Annotated in this window: 11 protein-coding genes; 4 read left to right on the top strand and 7 right to left on the bottom strand. The window is 37.6% G+C overall.

The window, feature by feature from the left end; all coding sequences use genetic code 11:
- Positions 1–132: 132 nt before the first annotated feature.
- From V7122_RS20550 to V7122_RS20530, 5 genes are all read right to left on the bottom strand, one after another.
- Entirely contained in the window at positions 133–963 is an 831-nt protein-coding gene (locus tag V7122_RS20550; RefSeq protein WP_335528727.1) for a pentapeptide repeat-containing protein, read from the bottom strand.
- A gap of 271 nt (positions 964–1,234) precedes the next feature.
- Entirely contained in the window at positions 1,235–1,756 is a 522-nt protein-coding gene (locus V7122_RS20545; RefSeq protein WP_335528725.1) for a DIP1984 family protein, read from the bottom strand.
- Positions 1,757–1,863: 107 nt separating this feature from the next.
- On the bottom strand, positions 1,864–2,382 hold the full coding sequence (locus V7122_RS20540) for a topology modulation protein (protein ID WP_335528723.1): 519 nt from the start codon (positions 2,380–2,382) through the stop codon (positions 1,864–1,866).
- Between the two features lie 274 nt (positions 2,383–2,656).
- Entirely contained in the window at positions 2,657–3,517 is an 861-nt protein-coding gene (locus V7122_RS20535; RefSeq protein ID WP_335528720.1) for an amidohydrolase family protein, read from the bottom strand.
- Between the two features lie 339 nt (positions 3,518–3,856).
- Positions 3,857–4,162 (bottom strand): hypothetical protein, encoded by a 306-nt coding sequence (locus V7122_RS20530; RefSeq protein WP_335346201.1) that lies wholly within the window; start codon positions 4,160–4,162, stop codon positions 3,857–3,859.
- 388 nt (positions 4,163–4,550) lie between these two features.
- Between V7122_RS20530 and lspA the strand changes: the two genes are divergently transcribed.
- Positions 4,551–5,000 carry a signal peptidase II gene (gene lspA, locus V7122_RS20525; RefSeq protein WP_335346200.1) on the top strand — a complete coding sequence of 150 codons (450 nt, stop codon included), beginning with the start codon at positions 4,551–4,553 and terminating at the stop codon, positions 4,998–5,000.
- A gap of 95 nt (positions 5,001–5,095) precedes the next feature.
- On the opposite strand, the gene V7122_RS20520 is transcribed toward lspA, so the two are convergent.
- Entirely contained in the window at positions 5,096–6,088 is a 993-nt protein-coding gene (locus V7122_RS20520; protein WP_335353563.1) for an LLM class flavin-dependent oxidoreductase, read from the bottom strand.
- Positions 6,089–7,760: 1,672 nt separating this feature from the next.
- On the opposite strand from V7122_RS20520, the gene V7122_RS20515 reads away from it, so the two are divergent.
- Genes V7122_RS20515 through V7122_RS20505 form a run of 3 tightly spaced genes read left to right on the top strand, consistent with a single transcriptional unit; the run spans position 7,761 to position 11,517 of the window.
- Positions 7,761–8,393 (top strand): TetR/AcrR family transcriptional regulator, encoded by a 633-nt coding sequence (locus tag V7122_RS20515; protein WP_335528717.1) that lies wholly within the window; start codon positions 7,761–7,763, stop codon positions 8,391–8,393.
- A gap of 54 nt (positions 8,394–8,447) precedes the next feature.
- Positions 8,448–10,754 carry an ABC transporter permease gene (locus V7122_RS20510; RefSeq protein ID WP_335528715.1) on the top strand — a complete coding sequence of 769 codons (2,307 nt, stop codon included), beginning with the start codon at positions 8,448–8,450 and terminating at the stop codon, positions 10,752–10,754.
- A gap of 4 nt (positions 10,755–10,758) precedes the next feature.
- Positions 10,759–11,517, top strand: a complete 759-nt coding sequence (locus V7122_RS20505; RefSeq protein ID WP_335528712.1) for an ABC transporter ATP-binding protein — start codon at positions 10,759–10,761, stop codon at positions 11,515–11,517.
- Positions 11,518–12,240: 723 nt separating this feature from the next.
- Here V7122_RS20505 and V7122_RS20500 read toward each other — a convergent pair.
- Positions 12,241–12,948 (bottom strand): hypothetical protein, encoded by a 708-nt coding sequence (locus V7122_RS20500; RefSeq protein ID WP_335346195.1) that lies wholly within the window; start codon positions 12,946–12,948, stop codon positions 12,241–12,243.
- Positions 12,949–13,019 lie beyond the last annotated feature (71 nt).

Here is a 13,019-nt window from a genome sequence, read left to right as displayed (position 1 = left end):
GTTAATATTTCGATAATACCATGTCTTTCTACTTATAAACAACAGAAAATTGAAAAAATCTTTTGGGCTTTAAAGGGATAAAAAATAGAGTAATAAAAAACACCTCTGTTTAAACAAAGATGTTAGTTTAGGTTATTTTAGCCAATGATCGGGAAACTTTAAGGAAGGAGGTAATTTTGTGTGCCTATCACCATTAGCCGAATTCACCTGTGCTTGAGTGAGAAATAGGCTTCCTGTCACATTAGCACCGCTTAAATCAGCATCTCTTAAGTCGGCGCCGATAAAATCGGTCCATCTCAAATCTGCTTGTCGGAGGTCAGCGGCTATGAGCAAAGCCCCCCGTAAATTAGATCCTCTCAGATTGGCACCTTTTAGCTTTGCACCAATAAGATCTTTTCCTCTGATCCATTTATTTGGCTTTGGATTTTTTGAAGCTTTTGCACGAACTAGTTCACTTGTACGCAGAAGCAGCTCATTAATAAGTGCTCGATGAGCTGTTACATCTATGTCTAAAATAGACTTCGAATTTAGATAGGTAAGGTTTTCGGTTTTTTCAATGGCTGTTTGTAATTCATCGTAGATGGATCTTGTTTCTTCTAAACGAATTGCTTCATATAAGTAATAAAGCATTTCATGAAGCTGCTGCATGATCGGAAATACGTCAAACATTTCTTTAGCTAGAGCCGGCTTGCCCCGCCATTCATTTCCGCCATATGTCACCTGAGAAACCTTTTGCCCAGCACCAAAACATTCATAAACAGTGCAGCCTCGAAACCCATTTTCTCTTAGATTGCTATGAATGCTACAACGATAATCTGATTGTAGATTGGGACAAGGAGTACCCCCATCTTTATTATTTGCAAAATCTGCACACTTTGCATAAGGCAAAGCCACACAGCATAATGCAAAGCAATTTTCACAGTCTGCTTTTAAGCTTTTGTCATTCTTTAATAAATTTGACAAGACTTACACTTCCTTAGAAACGATTAATATTCCCAAGATTGTATAGGATAAATGAGATTGGGAACGCAGCAGTCTATTGTTACTAATGAGATGATCCGTTCGTGAATCGTTAGGCGTTAGAACGTAAAGCGTAAGTCGGTTCCGTTCGCTTCACCAGTTGTAAAATGTTTAAATACTTTGTTACCCACAAAGTAATGGGTCGCTAACACTTCCCAACTCATTTGGTGCATAAGCACCCATGAAGGTATTGGCACAATACCCTCAAAGCTACTTACGCCTCTAAATATTTACTTGCAAGTGGAACATCGATTTCAATAGTATAATTAACTCTATCAATTTTGCTAGACAGCAATTCCACTTGGCGTGATAGTTTATCAGATTGTTTTTTGAATTCAGCTGGATCAAATAAAGCAATTTGTTCCATTATGGCACCTGAATGGCGATGAACGGTGTATTCGCGCTTTTTAGTTGTCGCAAGGGTTTTGAAAAGATTAAGACGTTCCCGCAGCTGCTTTGCAGTTTCAATCGCACGAATCATTGAAATGGAACAGCCATCCCATTCAACCAAATTACTTAAATTAGCTTGTTGGACGATTTCTTTCAATTCCAGTAAATCGGACTGAACCTCAGATAATTCTTTCAAAACATCTTCCACTGATCGTTCAAATGGAGTGTAAGTCTCTCCTTTTGGAACCTCAATTACGTGAACAGTGAAAAACTCACCTTGCAATTCATTGACCTTTCTATGCAGACTAGAAAGTAAATTAATCGCCTGTGCTAATGTAATTTTCATTTAATCCACCCTTTCTTTAGAATATTCATATTATGTACAAGAGTTTTCTACGAATGATAGATGATCACTTTTCTTATTCATTTTTTATATTATTGATTTTAACCCATTTATCTACTAAAGTTCTCGAAAAATGATTTGATTTCCTGTTTATTTTTCAACATAATAACCGTTTTAGAATCTCTGGCTTGAAATTCCTGAATTCGCTCAACCATTTTTTTCTTTCGTGGACTATAAGTGGTCAATATAAATTTGATAAAATCCCAATCTATTTTTTCCTTGCATTCCTTTCCCATATCCGGACGGGTCCTTCCTATGTTCTTTATCCATCTTTTCAAAACACGGTACAAACAGATATGCAGTGGAAGTTCTAAGTAAATGATTGTATCTGCTCGTTCCGTACGAACGCCAAAGGTCGGCGTGTAGTTTCCTTCTATTATCCACTGATCTTGATTGACGATTTCCTGCTGAGCCTCCGAAAATTCCTCTATCGAAGCTTGTACCCAATTAGGTTTCCAAAAGAAGGCATCTAAATGATAAACATTAATATCCAGTACTTCCCCTAACCTACGTGCAAAGGTTGATTTACCTACCCCGGAAGAAACACCAATCACCATAATGCGTTTCACAACTAATTAGCCCCCCTTTGCGTTTGCCTTTGTCTTATCCGAATCATCATTAGGACCTTAATCTAATTCCAATATAAACCAAGTGAGCACCAGCAGATAGCACTTCTTTTAACTCCATTCCACATACTTTCGTCCTTCGATAATCCAATAAGGGAAAAAAAGCCGCCCATTTGGACGGCTTTTTGTTCAAGGTAATAAGCACATTACATCATAATGGTAAATTTATATTATTCTTTAAATAATTTTTTATTGAATTGGTTGATAGAGTTTTGATTTAGTCAATCAATCCTAAAAAGTTATTGCCAAGTATATATTCCTTTTGGTTATCAGGAATTTGAAGCAAATCAATCCAACTTTTCTTTGCCGAATAGTCATATTTATTAAACTTTTCCATTCCATATGGTCCATCGCAACCAAAAAGAACTTTACGATATCCTAAAGATTCCACTGCCTTCTTTACAATAGATGGATTAAGATAATCACTTGATGTGTCAACAAATACATTCGGTTGATCCTTAATGTATTTCCATAGTTTTTTCCAAAATGGAAGACCGGCGTGGGCATAAATTAATTTAAGTTTAGGGTAATTTTCAGGTAAATATTTATAGGATTCTGGTTCTGAAGATAGATGAATAATCATAGGTATGCCTTTTGATTCACACATAGCCGCAACTGGATCAAGTGCCTTAATACTATATTCATGCATGAACGGATGTGCTTTCACTCCAATAAAACTAGGTTTATTAAGATATAATTCTACTTCTTCCATTGATTCAGGAATCATTGGATTCACTGCTACCCAGCCTAGAAACCGGTCTGGAAATCTATCAATTGCAGCAGCAACAATATCATTGCTCGGCTTGGTAAAAATCTTGTATGACTTGCCGTAAAGTTTCAAATAGCCACCTTTTACTAGACCATCATAAATTTCGAGCCCAATTTGAGGCGCATTTAATATTAGATACCGGACTAAGCGTTGTAAAATTCGTTGAAAAGTGCTATCCAATTCGAACATTGTTTCGTTCATGGGAGCAATTAGTGCTGTTTTAGTTACATCATTTTTATCCATACCCTCTATCATTTTTTCTAAAGTCAGCATTGTTTCATCCACATGAAAATGGCAATCAACAATCATATTAATCCTCCATTTCAACATAGAATCTGGTCGATAAGATTACCTACTTTTATAAGTTAAAATTTATGAAATTTTTCGCTTGATTAGACTTACTTAATTTGCTAATACAACTGAGGAAGGTTCTTAAAAAATTCGAGGTGTTTTTTTTGAAAAGCACTGAAATTAAAGAGGCGGCTTTAAAATATTTTACAATTCGTATAGCATTTCGGTATAAGACATAACCATACTGCTAATCTCTGGATTGACTTTTTATCACGATTATTTCTTTAACCCTTCTAAAATTCCTCCTCTATCATTATTATTCTTCAGAAATAAAGAAAAGGCTTCCCGTAAGTTTACTCAACTCCTGGAAAACCTCTTGTTTTTATGTTCCTTTGAATTATTTTCTTTTGAAATGGCATTATAATTTTTCAGTTTTGAAAATGGTTTTTTCTTTTTTATGTACTTTTCATTAAGTACAATCACTTTTCCGTTTTCAGCAGTATTGTATTTTCGATATACAAATTTATATTTTTCAAATGCAAGGTGCCCCAAAATATAAATGGGTAAGATCATGAATAGGAGAATGACTATCTGCAGCATCCAATTGAATCCATTCCCACTGAAATAAATAGTCATTACAGCATTTACTACAAAAGCAGCCATTAAGATAATAATCACATTACATATATGAAAAGCGAACACATCTTTTTCTTCCCCGAACATCCGCTCTAGTTCAGACTTGATATAAAGTGTAACAAATATTGAAATCACAATGGCAATAAGGGTAACAAAATATGTAAGAACAGTGGACATTTTTTTCCGATCCCTTCACTTTCATAAATCCCCTAATATGAATGATATCACCATTGTAACACAAGAATTGAAAAAGAAGCTTATACACAATGCTTTATCCTCTATTGCTTTTTATACCCATCGATTTGATAGAGACTATTGAACATACGAATAAGAGCGTCTTAATAGGATAGAAAAAAGCTTTCAATTATAATGATGACTAGAATGCAAATAATTCTGCAGGAAAGTAGGACAATATATGCTATTTTATGTAATTGCAATCCTCGTTATTGTGATGGACCAGCTTTCTAAATATCTAATTCGTATTTACATTGACATTAATGAAAGATTTACATTGTGGGGAATACAATTCACACATATCGAAAATAGTGGGATGGCAGGAGGTTTATTTCAAGGCTATGCACGGCTCTTCGGAGTTGTCGCTGTGTTGTTCGTGATAGGTGTTTTATATTTTCGCAGAACTGGAGAATTTAATGGTGCTCTCATCGATAGTAGTTTTGGATTCCTAGTCGGAGGAGCCATTGGAAATGGCATTGATAGATTTTTATTCGGGCAGGTGACAGATTTTATCATTCGCTCTGGTGGAATTCTTAATTTGGCCGACCATGCTATCGAGATAGGGGTGTTACTGCTAATTATTTATGGAGTCATTAGCTGGTTGAGAAAAAGTAATAGATTCTCTTGGTAAAATGGAAATGGGTGCCTGACCCCATATAGCAATACCGTATTTGGGGTCAGAACTTTTTCAATCACCCTTCACGTTCCTTGTGGACGAGAGAATTTTTAAAACAACTCCCGTGCCAATAATCGATAAACATCTAGACGCTTCTCTTGTGAATGAGGAATGCTACAAATCATCGCTTCATCAAATCCATAGTGAGATTGCTCTTCTTGTAACAATGTTGCGATTTCATTTACTGCGCCCACTAAATGAATTTTACGATTTTCTTTAATGATCATGTGATCCATTTCCGTCAATGGATAATCACGGGCTTCTTCTGGTGTTAAAACTGACCCGATCCTGCCCCTCATAAACTGTAATCGCCAAATATCTTGAGGCTTTGCTTCAAATTCAGCTTCTTCTTTTGTTTCAGCTGTTGTCACCATATAAGAAACATTGATTTGCGGTTTCTCCATAAAAGCTGAAGGTTGAAAATTCCTTTTGTATGTATCTAAAATCTCTTTCGTCATTTCGCCATTGAAAAACTGTGCAAAGGAATAGCCTACACCTCTACGTCCAGCTTGAACAGCGCTATTGCCAGTCGACCCCAACAGCCAAGCTTCTGGCAAAATAACTTGGGAAGGTGTTGCGATTGTTTTATTATATAAGTCATCTTCGGGTACTTCATCGTTAATCAACTGCAGTGCTGTATCAAATTTTTCATACATATTATTTACCATTGGTTGGCGCCCTTCAGATAAAGCATAAATGGAATAGTTATCCCCTCCAGGAGCTCGACCAATACCAAAATCAATGCGGCCAGGTGAAAATGCACTTAACGTTTTAAACACCTCAGCTAGTTTCAATGGGGAATAATGCATCAACATCACTCCCCCGGTTCCGATACGAATATTTTTGGTTTTTGCAGCCAAATGTGCTGCCGACACTTCAGGAGCTGAACTTGCAAAAGTTGTGGTCGCATGATGTTCTGCCATCCACATTCGATAATAGCCTAATCCATCTCCTAAAACAGCCAATTCTTCCGCCTTTTTCAAAGCATCGGTAGCCGTATTCCCGCTTGTAATGGGGGCTTGATCCAATATACTTAATCTCATCCTATGAAACATCCTTTCTACTCGTTTATCCTATCAGCATATCGACTTTTTTGTCAGTCTGCCTATTTAAACTCATAAATTGTCGATATTTCCCCGGAAATTTGTTGAAATTTGAAATATATTGATTTCTTTTAATTGATTAGGTCGAGGGGGAAATTTTCAAAAGTATGAGATATCGCAATCTCTATTTCATTGGTTGCTTCTAATCTTTCTTTTTGTTGATTCACGAAGTCTTTGGTTGTATCGTCTTAGGGACTTGTTCGAATCGGGTAACGCTATAAGCGATCCGTTGTCTGATCGAACAAAGATACGCGGTTTGCTCTCTTTTAAGAACTTATATCCTTTCCACTCAAAAATGTGGCCATACTTTTGAATAGTGGGTGTCATGGAATAAAATGCTCGTTCATTCGATGTATATTATGTCACATATGAAATTCCCTTTTCTACAAGATGAAGGTTCTGAGGATTTTTTCGAAAGAGTATATCGCCCAGCGATACGAATCAAAAAAAGAACTGACCAGTTCCTTTCTTGAGGAACACTATTAAGGACATGATGAACTGTTGGAGCTGGGAAACCTTTATTTTAAACTTACACATATCGCTAATCAGCTGGATATCACTTCACAAGTGACTGAGAGTTTATTGGTTCATTCTAATCATTTTTTGTTGATTCATAAGGACTTTAGCTGTATCGTCTAGGAACTTGTCCGTATCGCGTAGCGCTATAAGCACTCCAATGTCAGATTGAACAAAGATACGTCAATCGCCATCTTTCAAAAACTCATATCCATTTCGCTATAAGATTTGGCAATACTTTCGAACAGCGGGAGCAGCAATCCCAACTTCTTCTTCCACTTCCTTTGAAGAGAACGCTCGTTCATTAGGTTGTATATCACGTCGCATATCGGACCTCCTTTTCTATTAAATATGAAGGTTTTTAGATTTACTTGCAAGTTATATCGCCCAGCGATACGAAACAAACCTTCTTAAAAGTCTAATGACTTATGAGAAGCTTCTTTTTTGGTAAGGCGTTATTACATCATGCCAACCTTTAGGATGTTCTTTCCTATCCGTTCACATAGTCGTAATGTATTAGGCAATAAAAAGCTATAAATGACAGTAGTTTTTATGAATATAAAAAGAGTCAAATTACGCAAGTAGTGTAAAAAAACTTGCATAATTTAGGCTCTTTATTTTTATTCCGTATTGTGTTAAAGCCCCCGATAGCAAAACTGGCCTCCACCTCTTGGATAGGCATGACGAAGGAATGAAAGGGCAAGTAGCCCCATTAAGACATATGAGGGAAAGCCTCCAGAGGTGTCGTGGAGAATGTATATCATAAAGTAAATCATGGAGTTTTATTATACTCCCTTATTTCATTATGCCTTCACTTGCATATATCGTATCAGTCCTCCCCTTCATTTAGTTCACTACTAATTATTAAGTTGTATGAAATCCTGCGGATAAGCGAGTATTCGGGAGAATGTCGTTATTATACTGAGGGCGTTTAAGTACAATTATTTAAAAACTCTTTATATTAGGAATGTATGGTATCTGCATCTCTTGGTTTCTCCAAAATTGATATAATTTTACAATTTTTTTACACTACTATTTTAAATAGAATGCTATTCTAGTATCGACAGGCAGTCGGTCGATAACGAGGGGTGTGAAAATGAGAGTTGTCAAAAAGGCTGAGGAGCGCAGGAACGAAATACTGGATGCTGCAGATGAGCTTTTCGGTCAAAAAGGATTTGACGGGACAACGACAAAGGATATTCTCGATAAGGTTGGAATTGCGCGTGGAACGCTTTACTATCATTTTAAGTCGAAAGAGGATCTTATGGATGCGTTGATTGAACGCTATAATAACCATCTTTTAGGCGTAGCAAAGGAAATTTCCAAGGACAAACGAATCCCTATAATCGAGCGTATCGTTCTCGTTGTATTGTCCATGAACCTAAGGGGTGGAAGCAATAAGGAAATAATGGAGCACATTCATAAGCCACAGAATGCTCTTATGCATCAGAAAATACAAAAGGTCATTATTAACGGTATTACGCCAATTATGACGGAAATAATCCAAGATGGCATTGAACAGGGGATGTTCCAAACACCGTACCCATACGAGTGTATGGAAATGGTTGTGACCTATATGAATACCGTTTTTGATGATGATATGGTTGAAATGACTGCCGAGGAGCGTGCTTCACGGATTCATGCGTTTATTTTCAATTCAGAAAGACTTCTCGGAACTGAAAATGGAAGTTTAATGGAAGTTATCCAGATGTTTGACGGCGAAGAATAGGCCTCAGAATTCCATTATTGATAATAGGAAAAAAGCATAAAACAGAGGTGACTTATGTATAACAGAATAATTCGCAACGACATGTTAAAGAGCAAAGCAATAACACTGACTACCATGATATTTGTCGCTGCAGCAGCTATGCTTGTTTCACTCGCAGCGATTCTCGTTATCAATCTGACGGGAGCGCTGGATACACTTATGAAAAAGGCTGAAACGCCACATTTTATGCAGATGCATTCGGGTGAAATCGATTTGAATCGGCTTACATCCTTTGCTGAGCAAAATAACAACGTCAAAGAATACCAGGTAGTTGAGTTTCTAGGCATTGACGGCTCGCAGATTATTTTAGGCGATAATTCGCTTACGAATAGTGTTCAGGATAACGGCTTCAGCATACAGAACGAAAAATTCGATTATCTTCTTGATCTTAATGGCAACATCATCAACGTATCTGACGGCGAGATTTATGTTCCAGTGGCCTATATGAAGGACAATACTACAAAGGTCGGTGACAAGGCCGTAATAAGTGGGAAGGAATTTACTGTTACGGGATTTCTCCGTGATTCGACCATGAATTCATCACTCTCCGCATCGAAGCGATTTCTTGTAAGCAGCAAGGATTTCGCGGAAATAAAAGACCTTGGAAGTATTGAGTATTTGATTGAGTTTAGATTAAAGGATTACTCAGGCCTCGGCGAATTTGAAACAGCTTACGCTTCCGCAGGTCTTGAAGCAAACGGACCAACGGTTACCTTTATGCTTTTCAAAACGATGAACGCCATTTCAGACGGGATGATGATTGCAGTTATTTTTCTTGTAAGCGCACTTGTCGTTGCAATTGCATTTATGAGCATACGCTTTACCCTCCTTGCGAAAATTGAAGACGACTACCGTGAAATTGGTGTTATGAAAGCAATAGGGCTTCGTCTTTCCGACATAAAGAAGATTTATCTTGCGAAATATGCAGCTATTGCAGCGGCAGGTAGTATTCTTGGGTTTATTCTTTCGCTTATGATCCAAGGTATGCTTCTTGAAAATATACGTCTTTATATGGGCGAAAGCGAAAATTCTTCTTTTGCCTTAGTTTTAGGAATCATTGGCATATTGCTTGTATTTCTTGCAATTGTTACTTATGTAAACTTAGTTTTGAAACGCTTTCGAAAAATTTCCGCTGCGGAGGCTATACGTTTTGGTACTTCACAGGAAAAGAAAGCTGATGCTAAGCGTTTTACCTTAATTAGAAACAGACTGTTTAGCACGAATATTTTTCTCGGAATTAAGGATGTTCTCGCAAGAAAAAGACTTTACGCCACAATGCTTGTGGTACTGGTGATTTCAGCCTTTATTATTATTGTTCCACAGAACCTATACAACACGATTTCCTCAAAAAGCTTCATTCAATATATGGGGATTGGGAACTACGATCTGCGCATTCAGACCAATAACCTTGATAAAACCGGTGAAATTGTAAAGACGATTGAAAACGACAGGGACGTTTCAAAATATGCTGTTCTGACAACAAAGATTTTTAAAGTAAAAACGAGTAATGGGTCAGAGGAAAACATAAAAGTTGAACACGGTGACCATTCGGCATTTCCTATAGAGTATTCTGAGGGCAGAGCGCCTACTACAGAAAACGAAATCTCACTATCGACTATAAATGCTGATGAGATGAGCAAAAAGGTCGGTGATGTCATTACGCTGGTAATGGAAGGAAAGGAGCGAGATTTCACGGTAAGTGGAATTTATTCCGATGTTACCAATGGTGGCAAAACCGCAAAGGCAATATTCACCGACAATTCGGCGAATGTCATGTGGACCATTGTCTGTGTTGAACTTTCAGATAAATCCCTCGTTGACAGTAAGGTTGTAGGATACTCGGAAGAATTTGATTTTGCAAAGACTTCAGATATCGATGAATTTGTTTTGCAGACCCTCGGCTCGACAATAAGTTCCGTCAAAACGGCTTCCTACGCAGCAATTGCGGTTGCACTGGTCATAGCGGTACTGGTTACATTGTTGTTCATGAAAATGCTTGTTGCCAAGGATAGATATTCCATTGCCGTTATGAAGGCGTTCGGTTTTACAAACTCTGATATTAAGGTGCAATATGTTTCCCGTTCGGTTTTCGTTTTGATTGTCGGAATTGTTCTTGGCACACTTCTGGCAAATACAGTCGGAGAAATGCTTGCGGGTGCAGTAATCTCCTCGTTTGGAGCATCAACGTTTAACTTTGCAGTCAATCCGCTATCTGCGTATCTGATAAGTCCATTGATGATGATATGCGTGGTGCTTATTGCAACAGTGATTGGCACAACACGAGCAGGGCAAATAAAAATATCCGAAAATATAAAGGAGTAAGGATATGAATAAGATTATTATTGGTGATTATATAGTTAAATCCTTCGGAGAGGGAATTGAGCAGCGAAATGTTCTCGACGGAGTGTCTGTAGAAATAAACGAGGGCGAGTTCGTTTCGGTTATGGGACCTTCTGGCTCTGGAAAATCGACACTAATGTTTGCACTCAGTGGGATGGATGGTATTAATAGCGGAAAAGTTGTTTTTGACAACAAAGATTTATCGGCAATCGGGGAGAAGCAGCTTTCAGATATGCGCCGAACAGAAATGGGATTTATTTTTCAGCAGCCGACTATGCTAAAAAACCTAAACATTCTTGACAATATCATCCTTCCGTCAATAAAGGGCAATAGAAAGAACACCGTAAAAATTTTGAAAAAGGCAAGAAACCTTATGGAAAGAGTAGGTATTTCAGAGCTTGAAAAGCGTGATATTACCCAGGTTTCGGGAGGACAGCTTCAGCGTGCGGGAATATGTCGAGCACTTATGAACAATCCGAAAATCATCTTTGGAGATGAGCCTACAGGGGCGCTCAACTCGAAGTCTGCTCAGGAGATTATGGATATTTTATCCGAGATTAACTCAGATGGTACTGCAGTTATGCTTGTGACCCATGATGCAAAGGTTGCAGCAAGGACGGAACGTATTATGTTTATGCGTGACGGAAATATCGTAAGCGAAATGAAACTGCCAAAATTTGATGGTTTGGATATAGATGGCAGGGTCGAGAAGGTAACAGCGAAAATGTTGGAAATAGGAATATAAGCTTTTAAAAGATGTTTGTGGTCTTCACTGAACCACAAACGTCTTTTTGCATTTCGCTAGCACGGAATCAATGTTTGTGTATGAAGCAAGTGCATGAATCATTAAATTACTATCCTTTTTCTGATTGAACAAAAATACGCGGTTTGCTCTCTTTTAAGAACTTATATCCTTTCCACTCTAAAATGTGGCCATACTTTTGAATAGTGGGTGTTGCAATCCCTTCCATGGAAGAAAATGCTCGTTCATTCGTTGTATATTATGACACATATGAGATTCCCTTTTCTTTAAGATGATGGTTCTGGGGTTTTATTAAAAGAGCATATCGCCCAGCGATACGAATCAAAAAAAGAACTGACCAACTCTTTTCTTGAGGAACAATATTAAGGACATGCTGAACTGTTGGAGCCGGGAAACCTTTGTTTTAAACTTACACATATCGTTTATCAGCTGGATATCAATTCACAAGTGGCTGAGAGTTCATTGGTTCATTCTAATCATTCTTTTTGTTGATTCATAAGGACTTTAGCTGTATCGTCTAGGGACTTGTCCATATCGGGTAACGCTATAAGTACTCCGATGTCGGATTGAACAAAGAAACGCGGATTGCTCTCTTTTTAGAACTCATAACCATTTCACTCTAAAATGTGGCAACTACTTTTGAACTATGGGTGTTTCATTCCCACTTCATTACACAATTACGCTTAAAAATCTTAAACAGTCACCTTATTTTCGGAATATGGAGAAAAGCCCTCCCCATTTTTCTTTAGGCTTTTGTATCGCTTCTTCTAAACGTTTATTAAAGTCATTTTGTGAACTCCATTCTTTTTTCTGTTCATCCCGCATATTTTGTATTTCTTTTTGCAAGAGTTCACTTTTTTGTTTTTCTTGTTGCAGCAATGTTTCGTAATGGATATTTTGTTGTTCGGTTAATTTTTCAATTTTAGAATTAGTTTTTTGAGCTGAATTTCCAATGCTAGAACTAATAACATGATGATCTTGCTGAAGTCGGGAAACCTTTGTTTTAAGATCTGACATATCGTTCGTCAGTTGAATATTCATTTCACGTGTAGCTGCGAGTTCATTGACTAAAAACGTTAAGACCTCTTTTAATTGATTGGGGTCATGAGGTAAATTTTCATATGTATCGGTTATCGCAATCTCTGTTTCATGCGATCCTTCTAATCTTTCTTTTTGTTGATTCACAAGGTTTTTAGCTGTATCGTCTAGCGGCTTGTCCGTATCGCGTAGCGCTATAAGCACTCCAATGTCAGATTGAACAAATATACGTCGATCGCCATCTTTCAAAAACTCATATCCATTCCGCTCTAAGATTTGGCCATACTTTCGAACAGTGGGTGTTGCTATCCCAACTTCTTCTGCCACTTCCTTAGTTGAGAAAGCTCGTTCATTCGGTTGTATATCACGTCGCATATCGGACCTCCTTTCCTATTAAATATGAAGGTTTTTAGATTTATTTGCAAGTTATATCGCCCAGCGATACG

This window comes from Bacillus sp. JJ1532 (genome assembly GCF_036965085.1).
Lineage (GTDB): Bacteria > Bacillota > Bacilli > Bacillales > Cytobacillaceae > Cytobacillus.
This window is presented reverse-complemented; position numbering and strand designations above follow the sequence as displayed.

What these genes read in the sequence shown, in the direction of transcription:
- V7122_RS20500 (WP_335346195.1), bottom strand. Translation starts at nt 12,948, where the DNA reads ATGCGACGTGATATACAACCGAATGAACGAGCTTTCTCAACTAAGGAA.
- V7122_RS20505 (WP_335528712.1), top strand. Translation starts at nt 10,759, where the DNA reads ATGAATAAGATTATTATTGGTGATTATATAGTTAAATCCTTCGGAGAG.
- V7122_RS20530 (WP_335346201.1), bottom strand. Translation starts at nt 4,162, where the DNA reads ATGGCTGCTTTTGTAGTAAATGCTGTAATGACTATTTATTTCAGTGGG.
- V7122_RS20535 (WP_335528720.1), bottom strand. Translation starts at nt 3,517, where the DNA reads ATGATTGTTGATTGCCATTTTCATGTGGATGAAACAATGCTGACTTTA.
- lspA (WP_335346200.1), top strand. Translation starts at nt 4,551, where the DNA reads ATGCTATTTTATGTAATTGCAATCCTCGTTATTGTGATGGACCAGCTT.
- V7122_RS20520 (WP_335353563.1), bottom strand. Translation starts at nt 6,088, where the DNA reads ATGAGATTAAGTATATTGGATCAAGCCCCCATTACAAGCGGGAATACG.
- V7122_RS20545 (WP_335528725.1), bottom strand. Translation starts at nt 1,756, where the DNA reads ATGAAAATTACATTAGCACAGGCGATTAATTTACTTTCTAGTCTGCAT.
- V7122_RS20510 (WP_335528715.1), top strand. Translation starts at nt 8,448, where the DNA reads ATGTATAACAGAATAATTCGCAACGACATGTTAAAGAGCAAAGCAATA.
- V7122_RS20515 (WP_335528717.1), top strand. Translation starts at nt 7,761, where the DNA reads ATGAGAGTTGTCAAAAAGGCTGAGGAGCGCAGGAACGAAATACTGGAT.